The sequence below is a fragment of the Idiomarina sp. 28-8 genome (assembly GCF_000320945.2).
Classification (GTDB): domain Bacteria; phylum Pseudomonadota; class Gammaproteobacteria; order Enterobacterales; family Alteromonadaceae; genus Idiomarina; species Idiomarina loihiensis.
Window position 1 is genome coordinate 629,255 of sequence record NZ_DF266789.1, and the last position, 18,909, is coordinate 648,163.

Sequence of the window (18,909 nt, forward strand, 5' to 3'; positions counted from 1 at the left end):
GATCGACGCTCTACCACTAAAAGTCAGTTAATACCTATTTAGAGATTGTAGCCTGTCGCTAGCCCCGCCAGTTGCAACCAATAGCCATTGTTCTCTTTGCTCGTCAGGGTCACGGGGTGTTCCCCATTGATATTACTGCGGAAGCGTTGTAGCCAGTCGAAAGTCCCCTCGGGTTGCGGACTGATACGCACAATATCGACCAGACCATTCATACCCGGTAGCTGGTTTATCAGGTTATAGCGTGTACCCGATTGCGTCTGAATACCATTAAGTACAAACACCTGCTGACCTTCCTGGCTTTTCACTTCCCGGCCTTCCGGGTAATTTATGCAACACAGCTCGCACTGATCTTTCGGGCGGTTCTCCGAGCGGGCAGTAAAGCAGCGACCAGACCAGGCCAAGGGTATATGACCAAAGGAAAAAACTTCCACGTCAAAGCAGTCCCTCACGGTGTCGATAAGGTTGTGCTGTAACACGTCCTGCAGCCAGTCGCGGGAAAGTTCAAATGGAACCACCCAACGTGTCATACCCATATCAATTAAACGGCGCAGACTCTGGTGATTATAAATATTAATGGCCGGCCCTGCGGTAAAGTTCAACCCCTGCTCCTGCAGCACCCCAATAGCACTGACATCATTGGCTTCAACATCAAACTCGCCATTATCGCAATATTTACCCAGCTCCCGGAGCTCCGCAGGAGCTTCCAACAAGGTCATTGTCGACAGCGTTACTTTTTTCCCGGCTTCTCTTAGCATATGCGCTATCGCCAGATAGTCATCCAGCTTTAACTCACGACGCTTACTGCAGACGGTTTCACCAAGATACACGTGTTCAACATCCGACTCGGCAGCTTGCTGATAAAAATCAAAAACCTGTTGTTTCGGCCAAAAATACAGAATAGGTCCTAGAGAAAACTTCATATTGGTTACTTCCATTTCCGGTGGTACGCGCCCAGCGTCGTTTGACTGCCTTCAGAAAGTGAGGCCAGAACCGAATTCCAGTTATCTTCCACTTCAAAGGCGTCCGGGTCGGTCATAACGGCATCGATAGCCTGACGCCAGACTCTGGTAATTTGCGACACATAAGCCGGGCTGCGCTGCCGCCCTTCAATTTTTAACGAGGCAATGCCTTCTTTATACAGTTGCGGCAACAAACTTAAGGTATTCAGGCTGGTCGGTTCTTCCAGTACGTTGTAAATTTCGTCGTCAACCGAAAAACGCCCTTTGCATAGAGTGGGATAACCCGCTTTTTCGTTTTCATCAAAACGATCGATAAGCACGCCGTTAAGCCGTGACTCCAGTTTATTGTCCTGTTCGTCCCACTCCACAAAAGCCGCAGGTGAGCAGGCTCCAGCGGTATTAGGAGACTCGCCGGTTAAATAGGAGCTAAGATAACAACGCCCCTCCGCCATAATGCAGAGGCTACCAAAAGCAAAGACTTCCAGCTCGACGTCAGTAGTGCGCGCCAGGGCTCTGACTTGCTGCATAGACAACACTCGCGGCAAGACCACCCGCGACACGCCAAACTGCTGATAAAAACGGATGGCTCCGGCGTTCGTTGCAGAGGCCTGCACCGACAAGTGCCTTTCAACTTTGGGGTACCTTTCAGCCGCGTAAGCCAGAACCGCCAGGTCTGCAATAATCAATACATCAGCACCGGCCAGAACAGCATCATCAACTGCCCGACGCCATTTCTCCCAACAGTCGGCATGCGCAAAGGTATTAATGGCAACATGCAGCTTGCGACCATGTTTATGCACATAGTCCGCTGCTTCTGCTAGCTTCATCTGATTTAAATTCAGACCCGCGAAATGACGCGCATTGGTTTCATCCTTTAACCCCACATAGACCGCATCGGCACCATTTTCTATAGCAGCTTTTAATGCAGGGATACTTCCGGCCGGACACAGCAATTCCATTTAAAACCTCTATTTAATATTTTGTAGCACCCTAATTATTAATTCATTATAGTGCTCACAACTTTTATTTTTTGTTGCAAACGGAGTAAAATATGAATACTACCAATTGGGTATCTTCTATACCTAAAATAATTCGACCAATAAATAAATTAATTCCGTCTCAATTTATTAACTTTGGATCTGAAAAGTTATTAAACCTTTTATTTAAGGAAGAAATCTCATCAGGGGAGCTTAATTTTATTTCTGGAAACATAATAGAGATAAAGGTTAAAGACATTGATTTATCTCTATTTTTGACGTTAAAAGGAAACCAACTAAAATCCCTTAAGAGCCCAGTTGAACCCGACGTACAGCTCTCAGCAGACGGTGACGCACTGCTTTTACTGATTTACGGAAAGGTTGACCCCGACACTTTATTCTTTAATCGAAAACTAATGGTAAAAGGCAATACCGAATTAGGGTTACATTTAAAAAACTTCTTAGACACCATTGAGGTAAATCAAAAGCTACCAAGGGCCTTATATTTAATAGGAGACCGGTTTAGTGATTTTATTTATAAAGAAAAAGGTGAAACAATACAGACAAGTTAATTAAATAGTTTTTGACTGGGGTCAAGAGGTGGTTATGAGTACAGTTACCTGGGATAAAGAATTAATAGAAAAATACAACATTAATGGACCTCGTTATACGTCTTATCCCACAGCGTTAATGCTTTCCGAACAATTTTCAGAAAGCCGCATAGAAACCGCGCTGAAAAATGCAAATGACGGACTGTGTCTTTATTTGCACTTACCTTTCTGCCACAAGCTTTGTTATTACTGTGGTTGCAATAAAGTAATTACCCGCCACCAGCATAAAGCAGATAAATATCTGGATTACCTCGCCCGCGAAATGGCGATGTACCAGCCTATGGTAAGAGACAAGCAGATCCGTCAGATTCATTTAGGCGGTGGCACCCCGACCTTTTTGACCGAGCAGCAACTGACCCGCCTAATGGAACTGGTTCATCAGCATTTTACCTTCGCGGATAATCCTGAGGTCAGCATAGAGATTGACCCACGCAGCTGCAGCGACGAAAAACTTCGCCATTTACGTAAACTGGGTTTTAACCGTGTCAGCTACGGGGTGCAGGACTTTGACAAGAAAGTGCAAATTGCGATCAACCGCGTGCAGGATATCGAGCTTATTGCACATCAGCTAAAGCTCAGTAAAGAGCTAGGCTTTGAGTCAATTAACTTAGACCTTATTTACGGCCTGCCTTACCAGCGCCCGGAAACCTTTAAAAAGTCTATTGAGCAAGTCATTGAAATGGATCCTGATCGCATTTCAGTGTTTAGCTACGCCCATTTACCCCAGCGTTTCGCCGGGCAGAAGAAAATACCGGAAGAGTCCATTCCGCAGCCATCGGTTAAGTTGAGTTTGCTGGAACAAGCCATTACACAACTGAACGACGCCGGTTACCAATTTATCGGCATGGACCATTTTGCAAAAAAAGACGATGGCCTTGCCATAGCTCAGCGCGAAGGCCGCCTGCAGCGTAACTTCCAGGGCTACACCACCGACGGTCAGGACGCACTGCTCGGCTTAGGTGTTTCATCCATTAGCCAGGTGAACGGTGTGCTGTGGCAACACGAAAAAGAGCTTCCTGCCTACTACAAAATGATAGATAACGGACAAAAACCCATTATAAAAAGCATGGCGTTAAACGACGAGGATAAGCTGCGTGCCGCATTAATTTCTCAGGTTATTTGCCATTTCGAGCTTGATATAGAAGCTTTTAAAGCAGAGTGGGATCTCGACGATTTTTGGGCTCATTTCGCCGAAGCCATACCGCTACTAAAACCATTCATTGAAGACGGTCTAGTCGACGTCTCCGACAAAAAGCTCCGCGTCACTGACTTAGGTCGCCTCTGGGTTCGCAGCATCTGCGCCTGTTTCGACGAATACCTGGATCACGGCCAAAACCGCTACTCCAAAGTCGTTTAGCGGCTGGGGCGGTAACCCGGCCTTCATACGCTTGGGGAGAGCCTAAGAAAGACGCCCGCAAGTACTTCCCTGTAGGGCTTGGGTGGCGCCATCCTTGGCGCCACACACTTTCTTAGGCTCTCCCCGGCGCATATTGCGACCGGGTTACCTCTATCAGCTGACTTTGGAAAGCAAACCTTAATAGTCAGATCAACGGTAGCTTCCGAAAAGCGAGTGCGACGAAGCATCCAACTAGATAGAGGTAGAGCAACAGGGGAAGGTGTTGAGGGAAAGGGCTGTTGCGCTCAGAGAGTGTGTGGCGCCAAGGATGGCGCCACCCAAGCCTTACAGGGACGTACTTGCAGGCGTCTCTCTGAGCCGGGAACCTTAATCGCAAGAGAGTCCTTTCCCCTTCCCCGCTAGCTGAGGAAGGTGGCTTGGTTTAGCCATAGGTGTAGCAGGATGCTGGCTGCGTAGCCTATTGCTATTACCGGTGTCCATTTCAGGTGCGACATAAAGGTGTAGTAACCTCTGGCTTGTCCCATTAAGGCAACGCCTGATGCGGAACCGATAGAGAGCAGGCTGCCGCCGGTACAACAGGCCAGGGTTATTAGCAGCCAGTGTCCGGTGGACATTTCAGGGTCCATGGACAGTACTGCAAACATCACCGGGATGTTATCCACAAGAGCGGAGACCACGCCGAGAATACTGTTTGCTATGGTTGGGTCTAAACCACCGTAAAGAGACTCGGACAGTAAACCTAAGTAACCCATAAAGCCTAAACCGCCAACGCACAGCACAATGCCGTAGAAAAACAGCAAGGTGTCCCATTCGGCACGGGAAACCCGGCTGAATACGTCGAATGGCACGACACCACCAAGTTGTTGCAGGCGTTTTTGGTCGCCCTCGCGTGCTGCCATTGCTCGCTTGCGCGCCAGTGATCCCGGCAGGGTCATACGCAGGAAGTAACCAAAGAACTGTAAGTAGCCCAGCCCCATCATCATGCCGAGCACCGGCGGTAAATGCAGCCAAATGTGGCATGCAACGGCGGTTGCGACTGTTAATAAGAATAAGAACGTAATGCGCAGGGCTCCGCGCTTAAGCTCGACTTCGGTATGCAATGTTGTCGGACTTTTGTTCTCAATAAAGAAGCTCATGATAACTGCGGGTATTAAGTAGTTCACTAACGCGGGCACAAACAGCTGTAAGAACTCGGTAAACTCTACCTTGCCGGACTGCCACACCATAAGCGTGGTTATGTCCCCAAACGGGCTGAAGGCACCGGCGGCATTAACCGCTATAACAATACTGGAACAGCAAAGCGCGACGAACTTTTTATTGCCCTCGGCAACTTTCATGACCACAGCCGACATTAACAGAGCGGTAGTCAGGTTGTCCGCAATAGGCGAAATGAAAAACGCTAAAAAACCGGTTATCCAGAAGAGCTTTCTATAGGTAAAGCCCTTTTTCATCAACCAGGCGCTGAGCGCATCGAACAAGCGTCGCTCTTCAAGAGCATTGATGTAGGTCATTGCCACCAGCAAAAACAACATCAGCTCTGCGAACTTTAATAAGTTTTCCCGGAACGCCTCTTCCGCCAGAACGGCATTGTCGCCAGTATAAACAAACCCTATGAGGATCCAGATAACCCCTGCCGCAACCAGCACAGGCTTGGATTTTCTCATGTGCAGTTTCTCTTCACCCATCACCAAAATATACGCAAGAATAAAAATGACGATGGCGGCGTAACCAACGGTCGATGAGGTGAGATCGATACGGTCAGCAGAGGATTCTGCAGCCAGTACTGATACCGAAAACAGCAGCGAAATGACGGTAAACAGCAATCTTTTCATAGCGTTTTTTCAGTGCAGTTCAGAACCCAAAGATAAACTGCACCAACTCTCCTTGTTGGTTGGTGGTTAAGAATGAAAGTGGTTGATTATTCCGGCAGGAATTTTCGCGCGGAGATTACCACAAAACTCGAATTCTGAGAGCTACAGAAAGAGGGAAAACTCATCCCTCTCTGTAATCATTTTGTGCCACTTTAGCTTGCTCGGCGAAATACCCTATTGGATTGTGCCGCACCCACAGCAACCTCGGCTGGCTGCTTGCGATGATAATGACGCAAATGGTGCTCTTTTCGACGGCCTGCACTAAAAGCAGACACTCGTTTTAAGTAACCAATAACCCGGGTTCCGTAGTCAATGTCCTCAGAGCCACAGCTGGAACATTCGCTTAAGGTGCGTTTATCAATCTGCTCGCAGGCGTTACAAATGGTAATTTTGACGTTAATGCAGAAGTAATTACAGCCCGTTTTCGCGGCAATATTGAGTAACGACAAATAGCCTGAGGTGTTGAGCTTTTCATCAAGGTTCAAATGCAATGCCGAACCGCCATCCAGGTATTCAATCAATTCTTTTCCGTGAAGAACCAGTTTATCCAGCGCATTGGCATCTTCGTCTTCTACGGCATAAAAGTAGGAGTTGTAGCAGTCACGGCTCACTTTATAACCGTCAGATCGGTCCCACTTGGCGTTCTTCACACCCAGGTTTTCTGCGGGCACAAACTCGGTGTTAAACATATATCCGTATTCTTTTTTAGCGGCCTTGTTTGCGTCATAAATCACTTTTAGATGGCTTTGCACAAAGTCTTTATAGGCCTCGTTGTTTCCCGCAGTAATGCCCTGAGATTCAGCCGCTTCAACCATGCCGTTAATACCAATAGTCAAAAACTGCTTGTCCAGGGTAATAAAGCCCGCGTCGTACACGGTTAATAAGCCCGCTTTCTTGTATTCTTCCATCAACTTTCTGTAAGCCACCTGATATTTGTGAATTTTGCTGACTTCTTCCTCTAAATCTCTGCCATCCTGCACCAAACGGTTCATGTTCATGGTAATGACATTAATAGAGCCTGTAGCGACACCACCCGCACCCAGGGTATAAGAAAAGGTATTGTCGCTAATTTCGCTGCGTAGTCGGCAACAGGAGGCTAACGAGTCGGCATTGTCAGACAAATAAACAAAAAAGGAATTGCCATTTGCCATTTCCCCGGCGATTTTTTCGGCAAACAACTGATCTTTGCATTCTCCCTCGTTGGTCAGCATAGCAACCGTCACCACCGGGAAGGTCAATATCGTTTTTTCCCTTTCCTTATTAAACCAATCCAGGAAGAAGTCCTGTAGTGCACTCACCGAGTTCCACTCTGGTTTAGTGAAGTCCGCAGGGAAAACAAACTCACCAAACATACTGTCAAAGTAATGCTGGTCGTAAATAGAGATATTCCAGAACACACTCTGGTAGCCGCGTGCTGCCGCAGGCTGATTCAGCGCATACACCACGTGCTGCAGATGGTTTTCAATCTGGTGACGATGGGTATTTAAATAATCGTCGCCGTAGTCTTTACGGGCAAAGTAATCAAAGTAAGTTAAGAACTCGACCGTGGCAACGGCTCCGGCAAACTGCGAGCTCACCGCAAAAACAAAGTTAACAAAGGTGCCGCAAAACGATTCCAGGTGCTTGGGTGCCTGAGATTCACCGCCCAGCTTGGTTAAGCCATCACGTAAGAACGGGTACATAGTGACCGAAACACAGTAAGGTTTAAGGCTGGTTTCGTCATGCACGTAAATTTCATGGTCTTCAATTTGACGAACGTATTCTTTTGCCAGCTCGTTACCAAAAAGCTCACTGATTTTATTGCTGACTTGCTTACGGTTAACCTGCACAAAAAAGTCTTTCATTAACTCGGCTTCAAGCGTTGCTATATTCTTTTGTGTGACATTGGCGTTGGCATCCATTTTCGAGCCATCGGCCGCGTTTTGAGCATGCAGATACTCGTGAATGAAATCGACTTTGCCAGTGACTTGTTCCTCGTTTAAGCGCAACATAATTATTCTCCTGTTTGAAACTTGCAGTTCAATAACTGCCGGGTCCGTAAATCATAAAAGCGTTGGTTGGTGGTTGGGCTTTCCAGCCCGCCCCGGGCAGCAATCCACGGCCCGGTTTTTAAGTAAGTCAGTTGTTCGCGAAGGGATATAGAGACGCTTTCATAGCCTGTATACAGGCAGGTCTCCAGCCCTTCGTTTCGTACTTGCTTTAATAGTTTCAGTAGTGCTGTGGGCTGCCATTCACCGCCCAGAAATAAAACACAGGTTATTAACCCACGGTATTTTTGCAGCTGCTGTGCCAGATGTTCCTGCGTTAAAGGCGACCCGCTTCCCACCGGCCAGCTATCCACACTGTGGCAGCCTTTACAGCCAACCGGACAGCCGGTAATGGTGTAGGCTAAGGCAACTTCTCCCGGCACTTCTTGCCAGACAACTTGCTCCGCACTGTAATGTAGGCTTGTAGGGGAAACCGGCATAAAACACCATATATTGTTATTAATTTAAAAATAATCACTACATATTGTGCTTCAGCATAGTTAAGTCTGTTTCGGGCGCATTGATCCCGCTCAAGATTTAAGCGAGAAGAAAGAAATGACAGGAGCCTTAAAGAGATACCCATTAAAGGGTAGAAATAACCTTTAGGGTACTTTTAACCATAAAAGTAAAAACAACCTAATAAACTTAAGTCATAAATACCCTTTTAAAATTAAATTCCTTATTTATCAAAAAATTAAAATATGGCCTCAATATTGCACTTAGGTAAATGCATAGCGAATTAATAAAAATTCTCTGCTCATAAATCTATGGAGTAACAATATGAAGCTGTTCAGCATCAAGGAGGTCAATTATGGCCGGTTATCGTAAGCTTTGGTGGACGTTAATTGCGGTTCTCGCAATTACCTTTGGACTTTTAGGGTATTTTGGAACGGAAGTTTACCGGGAAGCTCCGCCTATTCCGGATAAGTTCATGAGTACCAATGGCAAAGTCATTGCAACCGAAGAGTCTGTTTTAGACGGGCAAACCGCCTGGCAGTCTGTTGGTGGCATGCAACTGGGGTCAATTTGGGGGCACGGTGCTTATCAGGCGCCCGACTGGACAGCTGACTGGCTACACCGCGAACTTCTGGCCTGGCTGGACATTCGCGCCAACGAAGTCTTTGGTAAACCCTACGAACAGCTAGCGGGCTCGCAGCAAAACCAACTAGAGTACGAGCTAAAAGAAGAGTATCGGACCAATACTTACGATAAAGCTTCAGATACCGTTATTCTAAGCGAACGACGCATTCAGGCCATTGAGCAAACCGGCGAGTATTACTCAAAACTGTTCAGCGATGATCCGGAGCTACGCCCTACCCGCGTTAACTACGCCATGAAAGAAAATACGCTTCCTTCAGAAGCACGTCGTGCGGTAATGAACGACTTTTTCTTCTGGACAGCATGGGCCGCGTCGACAGAACGTTTTGACTCAGATATTACTTATACCAACAACTGGCCACATGAAACCTTGATAGATAACGTGCCTAGCGCGGAAAATATTATCTGGTCAATTGTCAGTGTTATTCTCTTAATTGCCGGTGTTGGCTTCTTAATCTGGGCATGGGCGTTTTTACGTCAACACGACGAAGAAGACCCTGTTGCTCCAGAGCATGACCCCATAGCCAAAATTAAGCTCACGCCGTCACAAAAAGCCTTAGGTAAATACCTGTTTATTGTGGTTGCGTTGTTCTCGCTACAAGTTTTACTGGGTGGCTTAACCGCACACTACACAGTCGAAGGACAGGAATTCTACGGCATTAATATTTCAGAGTGGTTCCCCTACTCTTTAACCCGTACCTGGCACATTCAGGCCGCTATGTTCTGGATTGCCACCGGGTTCCTGGCTGCTGGTTTATTCCTTGCCCCAATTATTAATGGCGGTAAAGATCCTAAATATCAGAAACTGGGTGTCGATATCCTGTTCTGGGCACTGGTTCTGGTTGTCGCAGGTACCTTTATCGGTAACTGGTTAGCCATTGCGCAAATTATGCCGGAGCACCTTAACTTCTGGTTAGGTCACCAGGGCTACGAATACGTCGACTTAGGTCGTCTATGGCAAATTGGTAAGTTCCTGGGTATCGTTTTCTGGCTGGTACTGATGATGCGTTGTGTTGTCGGTGCATTTAAAGTCAAAGGCGATAAGAACCTACTGGCGTTATTTACCGCTTCGGTTGTTGCCATTGGCCTGTTCTACGGTGCCGGCTTCTTCTACGGCGAGCGTACTCACATTTCTATTATGGAATACTGGCGCTGGTGGATTGTTCACCTGTGGGTAGAAGGTTTCTTCGAAGTTTTCGCAACTGCGTCACTGGCCTTTATTTTCCACAGCATGGGCTTAGTTTCCCGCCGCATGGCAACCGTGGCTGCGTTAGCTTCCGCGTCACTGTTTATGCTCGGTGGTGTACCAGGTACTTTCCACCACTTGTACTTTGCCGGAACAACCACGCCAGTTATGGCCGTGGGCGCTACTTTCTCAGCGTTAGAAGTGGTACCGCTGATTGTGCTGGGCTACGAAGCCTGGGAAAACTACAGCCTGCAAAAACGCGCAACCTGGATGCAACGCATTAAGTGGCCACTATTGTGCTTCGTTGCAGTTGCTTTCTGGAACATGCTGGGCGCAGGTGTGCTGGGCTTTATGATCAACCCACCTATTTCGCTGTACTATGTACAAGGCTTAAACACTACACCAACTCACGCACACGCAGCTTTATTTGGTGTTTACGGATTCCTGGCGCTTGGTTTCGTCCTGTTGATTCTGCGCTACATTCGCCCGAACCTGCAGTTCGATGAAAAACTGATGAAAATGGCGTTCTGGACCATGAACATTGGTCTGGCAATGATGCTCTTCACCAGCTTGCTGCCTGTCGGCTTTATCCAGTTCTACGCCGCTGCCACCGAAGGTTTGTGGTACGCACGTAGCGAAGCCTTTATGCAGCAGCCTCTATTACAGAACCTACGCTGGTTCCGTACCCTTGGCGACATGGTCTTCATCGTCGGTGCGTTAGGTATTAGCTGGCAAGTTGTAAAAGGCTTAAAGCATAAGTCTGATTAACCCTTAATAAACCAGGCTTCTGCAATCGTTGCAGAAGCCTGGCTTTCTTTTGTGAGGCGTTTACTGGAGGACGTATGAGCCGCAAACCCGATACCAAAACCGCGATGTATCAATTACTCGATGTCATTCGTAAGCATATTCCTTTTGGCTTAAAAGAAGCGGATATGTGCCAGGGTATTTGTCGTGGCTGCTCTAAAAAAATGATGGAAATGCTGGATGCTGAAGTCAGCCAATGGCAGGCCGACCTGGACAACGAACTGGCAGAACCAACCTTAGCGGACTTAGTTTTTATGGAGAAGTTAGCGCGCCGAACCGAGAAAGTTCTTCACCGCAATAAACTGATGAATTAATCCGCACTTATTTGTTCCCCTCTTTCGAAATGCTATATCATGTACCGGAACTTTCACTCAGGACGTCGCCCGGAATGATACGCAACGCTTCTATAATTAATGTCTTCAGAGTATCGCTTGCGCTTATCGTAATTGTTGCCAGCGCCTCTTCTCTCTCTGCATTCTGGCTTTTGGAAAAATCAGAGCAGGACGCGGAGTTGATTAACGTTGCGGGCTCACACCGAATGAAAGCCTATAAGTTTGCGCTGCAGCTATCTAGCGGCAAGAAAGTTCAGGCCAGCGAAACGGCGCAGGAAATAGATACACTCTGGGAACAACCTCTACTTCATCGTCACTTCGTAAAAGCCGGCGGTAGTATTCAACAGCTAGCTAAAGACGCTAGAACCGAATGGCAGCGGGTGCACTCGGAAATAGCAGAGCAGGATTTTGCTCGCTTTTCCCAGCAACAAAGTAACGCCATAGACAACTATGTGAATCAGCTCGACACTCTGGTTGGCCAGCTGCAAGAGCATTCAGAAAGACGAATGGAGACGGTTCGTAGCTCGCTGGCTTTAGCCTCATTTTTTATCGTTGCCATATTTTTCTTTTTACTTACCGTGCTAAAACGAAAAATCAACCAACCGCTTCGACACCTGCTGGCGGTTTCCAAACGTTTGGGTCAGGGCGACTTTACCGCTAAGTCAAAAATCGATAACGAAGATGAAATAGGCCAGCTCTCCCGCACAATGAACAAGATGTCGGAAACCGTCAGCTACTTTTACGGTGGTCTTGAACGCCGGGTAGAGCAGCAAACTCAGGAACTGTCGCGCAAAAACAAGGTGTTATCCTTTCTGTACGATACCGCCCGCTCCATTATCGTGCACAGTTATGACTACAATAATTACCAGCAAGTTATTGAAAAGCTCTACGAAATTGGTGAAGTAAATGACATTGAGTTATGCCTGCTAACGGAAGAAGGCAACCGCCCGTTTTTGCAACTGCAACCGCGTCCCAATTCACACGAACCCTGTGAAGCCGGTAACTGTGCAACCTGCCTGAAAGCTGGTCCCGGTGCTTCGGTAATTGATGACAAACTGGTCTATCGCTTTGTTCTGAAACGGGAAGATCAAAACTACGGTGTATTAATTGTTCGCTGCGAGCAGGGACAACCTTTGGCTACCTGGCAACAGCAACTGATGAATTCAACAGCGGACCAGCTTGCCTTATCACAAAGCCTGAAATCTGAGGAAGAGCAAGTGCGCCGACTCGCATTAATGCACGAGCGTACCGTTATAGCCCGCGAGTTGCACGACTCGCTGGCACAGGCTTTGTCGTACCTGAAAATTCAGGTCACGCGTTTGCACAAAGGCATTGAAAAGGACGATCGCGCCACGATAGATGATGTCAGTAACGAACTAAGAGAAGGGTTAAATTCAGCCTACCGTCAGTTGCGCGAGCTGCTCACAACTTTCCGCTTAAAAGTCGATGGCTCAGGCCTTTACAGCGCGTTACAGACTACGGTTAAGCAGTTAACCGAGCAAAGCAATATGGCGATACATCTGGATTACCGTCTTAACAATATTCCACTGGTGCCCCACGAAGAAATCCATTTATTGCAAATTATTCGTGAAGCCAGTCAGAATGCGGTAAACCACAGTCAGGGAAGCGAAGTACACATTAGCCTATCGCAGCCCAGTGGACAGGACGTGGAACTTAAAATTACTGACGATGGCATCGGTTTACCTGAGAATGCGGAGAAGGTTAATCATTACGGGTTAGCCATTATGCAGGAACGCAGTCGTAATCTTGGTGGTGAAATAAAAATCTCAAGACTGGAAAGCGGCGGCACGGAAGTTTGCTTCACCTTTACACCGGACTATTTGCTGCAATAGTGAAAGACACCGTCCACACTCTTAAGGGTTATAGAACTGGCCGCGTCGGCGCAAATAGACAAAACCGTTTAACAAGAGCCCGATAACATAGAAAACAATGAAGTCGATATAAACGGTATCCATGTTTTGCGACTGCAAAGCCCAGGCAAAGCGCAAGGGCAAATAAACCGCACCCAGCATAGCGATAGTGCCCGCCCAAATTAACACTCTGTGAGTATAAGTTCTGGGAAAGACTTTGGTCATACTGACAACGACTGAACCGTTCCCCAAGGCGCTGGTAAAAATCAGTCCCAGCATGCTGATGAAGAAAGGCTCAAAGTAGAGTTCAGTGGCACCATGTTGAGCAAAATACATGTAGCGGCCAGCCAAAGCCCCGAATATCATCATCAGTAACAGACTCACTTGCGTTATCAGAGCGCCACCAAAAATAGTTGCCAGCCAACGTCCGAAAGGCCTGGCTAACAGAGCAATAAAAGGCCCCATCCAAACCAGAATTAAGGTGCTGTAACCAAACACAAATTCCAGCATCAGTGGCAATGCCATAGTAAAGCCAATAAAGCTACCAAACGTCATGTTGTACAGAATACTGCAATACCAGACGTGACCATTGTGAGCCAGCAGCTTTCTTAAAGTGACTTTGGGTAATGACTGTTTGTGGTTTGACAGTAAAGCAGCCGCGGCGCTCAAAATGGCTGTCAGGCCAAAAAGAATCGCCCAGACAAAACTGAAATTGTTTAGCAAAATGGTCTGGCCGGCCTCGATGCGAGCGAAAAAATGACCACTGCTGCGCTCGAGTATGAGAGCGGAATCTACCGCAGCTAACTGCCAGGTAGCCAGCAGAGGAACAACCAGCTGAGCTAAAAACAGAGAGAATATCATCATGCCGATAACCAGGCTCATGGACAACGGCAAGGGGATCATAACCTTTGACTGGCGGGTTAAGTCGAATGCAGGCGCAAACATCATGCAGCCCATGCCTGACCCCGCAGCTAAAGCAAACAATATAGGATAGCTCAGCTGCACAGCTGAAAATTGCACAAAACTGATAATACTCATTAGCAGCATAAGAGTGGCAATAACTGTAGGCATCCATCGTCCGAGGATATTGACTAGTAAAGTTCCTAACAACTTGGACACAGCACCGCTTGCCCCAGCAATAGCGACTAATGACAGCAACTGAACCGGGCTTAAGTTAAGGTTTGATTTTGCCAGTAATACAACGATAACGCTCCAACTTGCCCAAAATGTGACGCCAAGCAATAACACACTCAGCGTTAACCCACGGGAAAGCGCGCGAGAACCGAGGTAATCACGAACATCGCTCATTGTATTCGCTTGCGAAACTTTACCCATAACATTGCAATTCGTTGTCATATTCACAGAGTAAGGACTTTGCAACTATGAGGGTTTGGATACAACTCACATCAAGAGTTAGTTTTAGGTTTATTATGGAGTAAGCAGCTACCTCTTTCGGAGTAGAATTTTATTCAGAAGTGTAAGTAATGCTTGTCTGCGGTGAATTTGTGCACAAGCTATGTCAAACTAACCAGGTTAAATTTATAAGGGAGAACACTATGACAACCGAAGCGGCCAGCATTATGCTCGTGGATGATCATCCACTACTGCGTAAAGGATTAAAGCAGTTGATTGCGATGGAAGATGACATGACCGTTGTCGCAGAGGCCAGTAATGGCCCGGACGCCTTGCTGCTAGCAGTAGAGCACGACCCTGACTTAATCGTTCTGGATTTGAACATGCAGGGTATGGATGGCATAGAAACTCTGAAGAGACTCCGCGACTCAGGAGTCACCTCGCGGATCATCATGTTAACAGTGAGTGATGCTGATGATGATGTGGTTGCGGCAATTACCAATGGTGCTGACGGTTACCTGCTAAAAGACATGGAACCCGAACTGCTGTTGGAACAGATTCATCGCGCTGTTACCGGCAAAATGGTTTTAAGCGAAGCCATTACCGAAATACTGGCGACCGCACTGCGCCAACCAACGCAGTCAACCACTTCTCAATTGAGTAACTTAACCAATCGCGAGCACGAGATTTTAAGCTTAATTGCCAAAGGCATGAGTAATAAGGTCATTGCCCGCGAACTGGATATTTCAGATGGCACAGTTAAAGTACACGTAAAGCACCTATTGAAGAAACTGGGGCTACGCTCCCGGGTTGAGGCCGCCGTATGGATGGTCAACCTACAGGGTAATAAAGCGCCTCAATAAGGACCGATAATAATCGCCCGTAATCGCGAGGGTAATCTGCCAACACCTACCCTCGCTACCTCTCCTTGATTTGCGTCAAGCTGCCAATTCCCCGATTCTGCTATTCTTCACCGTTAATTTGGTGATACAGGTGTTTTATGTCAGCCGCAGATTTCCGTCCTGAGTTACTTTGTCCCGCCGGTAGCCCTGAAGCTATGCGTATGGCTTTTGCTTACGGTGCAGATGCCGTTTATGCTGGCGAACCTCGCTATAGCCTGCGGGTACGCAATAACAGCTTTACCCTGGAAAACTTAGGCGAATGCATTAACGAAGCTCATAAGCAGGGAAAGCGTTTTTATGTTGTAGTCAATATTGCGCCGCACAACGCCAAGCTGGCCCGTTTTGTTGAACACATTTGCACCATTGTCGACATGAAGCCCGATGCCTTAATTGTGTCTGACCCCGGCGTGGTTATGTTGCTGCAACAGTACTTTCCCGACCAACCTCTGCACTTATCGGTCCAGGCCAACACGGTCAACTGGGCTGCACTTCAGTTCTGGCAACAACAAGGCATTGAGCGCGTTATTTTGTCGCGCGAACTGGGACTCAAAGAAATTGCTGAAATGCGCAAGCAAGTTCCTGACATGGAAGTTGAAGTATTTGTACACGGCGCACTCTGCATGGCCTACTCCGGGCGCTGCCTGCTGTCTGGTTACATGAACAAGCGCGACCCAAACCAAGGCGCCTGCACCAATGCCTGTCGCTGGGGGTATGAGGTGCATGAAGCAAAGGAAAACGCTGTGGGTCAATATGAACCGGTACTGCTTGGTGATCCGAAGCGTCCACAGGATTTAATGTTGCTGGATGAGGACATACACGGCTCCTACATCATGAACTCGAAGGATTTACGCGCGGTTGAATATGTAAAGGACTTAGTTGAGATGGGTGTGCATTCCTTAAAAATTGAAGGCCGCACTAAGTCAGACTATTACATTGCCAGAACAGCTCAGGTTTATCGGCGCGCAATTGACGACGCCGTAGCCGGTAAGCCTTTTAATAACGAGCTGCTTAGCGAACTGGAAGGTATGGCAAATCGAGGGTTTACTGCGGGCTTCTTACAACGCCATACGCCACAAGACTTGCAGAATTATGAACGCTCGCACAGCGAAGGCGAGCATATTCTAGTCGGACAACTGGCAGCAGCAACCGCCGACAACACCTTATATGAGGTTGAGGTGAAAAATGGCTTTTCTATTGGTGATGAACTGCTGCTGATGACACCCAAAGGTAATTATCCGTTTCAATTGGCACGCATGGAGTCGCTTAAAGACGAGGCCATGATCCGCGCGCCCGGTTCCGGTTATCAAGTGAAACTGCAGACACCGGTTAGCATCGAGAAGAACGATATTCCCTTTTGTTTTCTGATAAAAGAAGCAACCGTGAGGAAAGTAGCATGATTGTCATTAACGATGGCTGTATTAACTGCGATGTTTGCGAACCCGAATGCCCAACCGAAGCGATTTCAATGGGCGACAGCATTTACGAGATAAATCAGGATAAGTGCGTAGAGTGTGAAGGCTATTACGATACACCGAACTGCTACGCGGTATGTCCGGTAGAGGCTGTCGATATTCTACAAGATAAGGGGTAACTCTCATCTCTCTTTAGAGGTAGATAAATTTGCTGGAGGGTTTTGTATAGTGAACCAGATCAATAATTCAGCAGATGAGATGACTATGCGTACCCCAATTCAATGTAGCCAATGCAGCATGCAATCAATTTGCGTTCCCGCCGGTTTAGTGCCAACCGATGTCGAAATTCTTGATAAATGCAGCCGCGAACCGCACCTTTTTAACAAGCGTAATGTTGTTTTTAGTGAAGGGCAAAAACTCAATTCAGTTTTCGCAATAAAAAGCGGCTCGGTGAAGTGCTACACCATTGACAGCAATGGTAAGCAGCAAATTACCAGCTTTCATATGGTTGGCGACATTGTCGGTCTTGAGAGCTTAGCCAGCGGTTCAGCAGCTACATATTGTGAGACCATGGAAACCTCTATGCTGTGTGAAATTAGACTGAGCAAATTATTTGCGCAGGAACTTCCTAAAGTTGAAAGTAACCTTCTGCAGCTTATGAGTCGACGCTTAGCAAATTGCAGCAAACATTACTTAAACGTTGTTAATACCAGTGCTGAACAGAAAGTTGTGGCCTTTTTACTTTCAATAAGCACGCACATGCATCAACATGGATTGTCCCGCAGTGAGTACCGATTGCCAATGACACGCACGGATATTGCTAATTATCTGGGCCTGGCTGTTGAAACTGTCAGCCGTATTTTCACTGCCCTGAAAGAACAGCAGCTGATTAACACCGAGCAATCCATTCTCACTATTAATGACTTTACGGCTCTGGAAAGCCGAGTCGCTTAGTACTTTTTTCAGGAGGTTACATGTCATCCGCTGGTTTCAATTGGTCCGATCCGCTCAACTGGCAAAATGCTTTGTCAGATGAAGAAAAAATGATTCAGGAAAGCGCTCATCAGTACGCTCAGGAAAAGTTGATGCCTCGCGTACTGGAGGCCAACCGCAACGAGAACTTTGATCGCCAGATTATGAACGAACTGGGTGAGATGGGGCTACTCGGCGCGACCTTACCGGAAGAATATGGCGGCAGCGGTGTGAACCATGTTAGCTATGGCCTTATTGCGCGAGAAATTGAACGTGTCGACAGCGGCTACCGCAGTGCGATGAGTGTGCAATCCTCTTTGGTTATGCATCCTATTTACACCTTTGGTACCGAGGCTCAGCGCAAGAAATACTTACCTAAATTAGCCAGCGGTGAATGGGTTGGGTGTTTCGGCTTAACAGAACCCGATTCCGGCTCTGACCCGGCCAGTATGCGTACCACAGCTAAACGCACTGACAACGGTTATGTGCTGTCTGGCTCTAAAATGTGGATAACAAACTCGCCTATCGCCGATGTGTTTGTCGTCTGGGCAAAACTCGACGGCGAAATTCGCGGTTTTGTACTGGAAAAAGGCATGAAAGGCCTGAGCGCCCCCAAAATTGACGGTAAGTTCTCGCTACGTGCGTCTATTACCGGCGAAATTGTTATGGATGGCGTTGAGGTATCTGAAGACCACATTTTCCCGGAAGTTAAAGGCTTAAAAGGCCCGTTTAGTTGCCTGAATAAAGCGCGCTATGGCATTGCCTGGGGCTCGCTCGGCGCAGCAGAGTTCTGTTGGCATGCCGCACGCCAATATACGCTGGAGCGCAGCCAATTTGGTCGCCCGCTGGCGGCTAACCAGTTAATACAGAAAAAACTGGCGGACATGCAGACCGAAATTAGCTTGGGATTATTAGGCTGCCTGCAAGCTGGACGCGAGCTTGATAAGGGTACACTCAACCCAATAGCCATCTCATTAATTAAGCGTAACAGCTGTGGCAAGGCGCTGGATATTGCCCGCCAGGCGCGCGATATGCACGGCGGTAACGGCATTGCCGATGAGTACCACGTTATTCGCCATGTGATGAATTTAGAAGCGGTTAATACCTACGAAGGTACACACGATATTCACGCGTTAATTCTGGGTCGTTCACAGACCGACATTCCTTCGTTTTAGTA

The 18,909-nt window shown here is 47.4% G+C and carries 16 protein-coding genes; 10 read left to right on the plus strand and 6 right to left on the minus strand.

Annotated elements, in window-relative coordinates; all coding sequences use genetic code 11:
- Nucleotides 1-38: 38 nt before the first annotated feature.
- Both RJ32_RS03190 and RJ32_RS03195 read right to left on the minus strand, forming a co-directional pair.
- A complete protein-coding gene (locus tag RJ32_RS03190; protein WP_034819143.1) occupies nt 39-920 on the minus strand; it encodes a U32 family peptidase in 882 nt (293 codons plus the stop codon).
- Nucleotides 921-925: 5 nt separating this feature from the next.
- Nucleotides 926-1,918 (minus strand): peptidase U32 family protein, encoded by a 993-nt coding sequence (locus tag RJ32_RS03195; protein ID WP_011233455.1) that lies wholly within the window; start codon nt 1,916-1,918, stop codon nt 926-928.
- A gap of 92 nt (nt 1,919-2,010) precedes the next feature.
- On the opposite strand from RJ32_RS03195, the gene RJ32_RS03200 reads away from it, so the two are divergent.
- Nucleotides 2,011-2,508 (plus strand): SCP2 domain-containing protein, encoded by a 498-nt coding sequence (locus RJ32_RS03200; protein ID WP_034818998.1) that lies wholly within the window; start codon nt 2,011-2,013, stop codon nt 2,506-2,508.
- Nucleotides 2,509-2,542: 34 nt separating this feature from the next.
- Nucleotides 2,543-3,904: an oxygen-independent coproporphyrinogen III oxidase gene (hemN, locus tag RJ32_RS03205; RefSeq protein ID WP_034818999.1), complete on the plus strand. Its 1,362-nt coding sequence runs from the start codon at nt 2,543-2,545 to the stop codon at nt 3,902-3,904.
- A gap of 398 nt (nt 3,905-4,302) precedes the next feature.
- On the opposite strand, the gene nhaD is transcribed toward hemN, so the two are convergent.
- The 3 genes from nhaD to nrdG all read right to left on the minus strand — a co-directional run bounded on the left by nhaD (nt 4,303) and on the right by nrdG (nt 8,242).
- The gene (gene nhaD / locus RJ32_RS03210) at nt 4,303-5,736 is read right to left on the minus strand and encodes a sodium:proton antiporter NhaD (RefSeq protein WP_011233452.1); all 1,434 of its coding nucleotides are present in this window, start codon (nt 5,734-5,736) and stop codon (nt 4,303-4,305) included.
- A 191-nt stretch (nt 5,737-5,927) separates the two neighbouring features.
- Nucleotides 5,928-7,766 (minus strand): anaerobic ribonucleoside-triphosphate reductase, encoded by a 1,839-nt coding sequence (gene nrdD / locus RJ32_RS03215; protein ID WP_011233451.1) that lies wholly within the window; start codon nt 7,764-7,766, stop codon nt 5,928-5,930.
- Nucleotides 7,767-7,768: 2 nt separating this feature from the next.
- Nucleotides 7,769-8,242, minus strand: a complete 474-nt coding sequence (gene nrdG / locus RJ32_RS03220; RefSeq protein WP_011233450.1) for an anaerobic ribonucleoside-triphosphate reductase activating protein — start codon at nt 8,240-8,242, stop codon at nt 7,769-7,771.
- Nucleotides 8,243-8,613: 371 nt separating this feature from the next.
- Here nrdG and RJ32_RS03225 point away from each other — a divergent pair, with 371 nt between their 5' ends.
- From RJ32_RS03225 to RJ32_RS03235, 3 genes are all read left to right on the plus strand, one after another.
- Nucleotides 8,614-10,854, plus strand: coding sequence for a nitric-oxide reductase large subunit (locus RJ32_RS03225; protein WP_034819001.1), 2,241 nt, complete (start codon nt 8,614-8,616; stop codon nt 10,852-10,854).
- 74 nt (nt 10,855-10,928) lie between these two features.
- Nucleotides 10,929-11,204, plus strand: a complete 276-nt coding sequence (locus tag RJ32_RS03230; RefSeq protein WP_011233448.1) for a hypothetical protein — start codon at nt 10,929-10,931, stop codon at nt 11,202-11,204.
- 74 nt (nt 11,205-11,278) lie between these two features.
- Nucleotides 11,279-13,075: an ATP-binding protein gene (locus RJ32_RS03235; RefSeq protein ID WP_034819003.1), complete on the plus strand. Its 1,797-nt coding sequence runs from the start codon at nt 11,279-11,281 to the stop codon at nt 13,073-13,075.
- A 21-nt stretch (nt 13,076-13,096) separates the two neighbouring features.
- Here RJ32_RS03235 and RJ32_RS03240 read toward each other — a convergent pair whose 3' ends face one another.
- Nucleotides 13,097-14,401: a nitrate/nitrite transporter gene (locus RJ32_RS03240; protein WP_235598902.1), complete on the minus strand. Its 1,305-nt coding sequence runs from the start codon at nt 14,399-14,401 to the stop codon at nt 13,097-13,099.
- Nucleotides 14,402-14,649: 248 nt separating this feature from the next.
- Between RJ32_RS03240 and narL the strand changes: the two genes are divergently transcribed.
- From narL to RJ32_RS03265, 5 genes are all read left to right on the plus strand, one after another.
- Nucleotides 14,650-15,309 carry a two-component system response regulator NarL gene (gene narL, locus RJ32_RS03245; RefSeq protein ID WP_011233445.1) on the plus strand — a complete coding sequence of 220 codons (660 nt, stop codon included), beginning with the start codon at nt 14,650-14,652 and terminating at the stop codon, nt 15,307-15,309.
- 137 nt (nt 15,310-15,446) lie between these two features.
- The gene (yegQ, locus tag RJ32_RS03250; protein ID WP_034819007.1) at nt 15,447-16,745 is read left to right on the plus strand and encodes a tRNA 5-hydroxyuridine modification protein YegQ; all 1,299 of its coding nucleotides are present in this window, start codon (nt 15,447-15,449) and stop codon (nt 16,743-16,745) included.
- On the plus strand, nt 16,742-16,939 hold the full coding sequence (locus tag RJ32_RS03255; RefSeq protein WP_011233443.1) for a YfhL family 4Fe-4S dicluster ferredoxin: 198 nt from the start codon (nt 16,742-16,744) through the stop codon (nt 16,937-16,939). Before yegQ ends, RJ32_RS03255 begins: the two co-directional genes overlap by 4 nt.
- An 85-nt stretch (nt 16,940-17,024) precedes the next feature.
- Nucleotides 17,025-17,714, plus strand: a complete 690-nt coding sequence (locus tag RJ32_RS03260; protein ID WP_235598903.1) for a helix-turn-helix domain-containing protein — start codon at nt 17,025-17,027, stop codon at nt 17,712-17,714.
- Between the two features lie 20 nt (nt 17,715-17,734).
- Nucleotides 17,735-18,907, plus strand: a complete 1,173-nt coding sequence (locus RJ32_RS03265; RefSeq protein WP_034819010.1) for an acyl-CoA dehydrogenase — start codon at nt 17,735-17,737, stop codon at nt 18,905-18,907.
- The last annotated feature ends 2 nt before the right edge of the window (nt 18,908-18,909 follow it).

Coding starts and splice junctions, on each gene's coding strand:
- RJ32_RS03190 (WP_034819143.1), bottom strand. CDS start 920: ATGAAGTTTTCTCTAGGACCTATTCTGTATTTTTGGCCGAAACAACAG.
- RJ32_RS03195 (WP_011233455.1), bottom strand. CDS start 1,918: ATGGAATTGCTGTGTCCGGCCGGAAGTATCCCTGCATTAAAAGCTGCT.
- RJ32_RS03200 (WP_034818998.1), top strand. CDS start 2,011: ATGAATACTACCAATTGGGTATCTTCTATACCTAAAATAATTCGACCA.
- hemN (WP_034818999.1), top strand. CDS start 2,543: ATGAGTACAGTTACCTGGGATAAAGAATTAATAGAAAAATACAACATT.
- nhaD (WP_011233452.1), bottom strand. CDS start 5,736: ATGAAAAGATTGCTGTTTACCGTCATTTCGCTGCTGTTTTCGGTATCA.
- nrdD (WP_011233451.1), bottom strand. CDS start 7,766: ATGTTGCGCTTAAACGAGGAACAAGTCACTGGCAAAGTCGATTTCATT.
- nrdG (WP_011233450.1), bottom strand. CDS start 8,242: ATGCCGGTTTCCCCTACAAGCCTACATTACAGTGCGGAGCAAGTTGTC.
- RJ32_RS03225 (WP_034819001.1), top strand. CDS start 8,614: ATGGCCGGTTATCGTAAGCTTTGGTGGACGTTAATTGCGGTTCTCGCA.
- RJ32_RS03230 (WP_011233448.1), top strand. CDS start 10,929: ATGAGCCGCAAACCCGATACCAAAACCGCGATGTATCAATTACTCGAT.
- RJ32_RS03235 (WP_034819003.1), top strand. CDS start 11,279: ATGATACGCAACGCTTCTATAATTAATGTCTTCAGAGTATCGCTTGCG.
- RJ32_RS03240 (WP_235598902.1), bottom strand. CDS start 14,401: ATGAGCGATGTTCGTGATTACCTCGGTTCTCGCGCGCTTTCCCGTGGG.
- narL (WP_011233445.1), top strand. CDS start 14,650: ATGACAACCGAAGCGGCCAGCATTATGCTCGTGGATGATCATCCACTA.
- yegQ (WP_034819007.1), top strand. CDS start 15,447: ATGTCAGCCGCAGATTTCCGTCCTGAGTTACTTTGTCCCGCCGGTAGC.
- RJ32_RS03255 (WP_011233443.1), top strand. CDS start 16,742: ATGATTGTCATTAACGATGGCTGTATTAACTGCGATGTTTGCGAACCC.
- RJ32_RS03260 (WP_235598903.1), top strand. CDS start 17,025: ATGCGTACCCCAATTCAATGTAGCCAATGCAGCATGCAATCAATTTGC.
- RJ32_RS03265 (WP_034819010.1), top strand. CDS start 17,735: ATGTCATCCGCTGGTTTCAATTGGTCCGATCCGCTCAACTGGCAAAAT.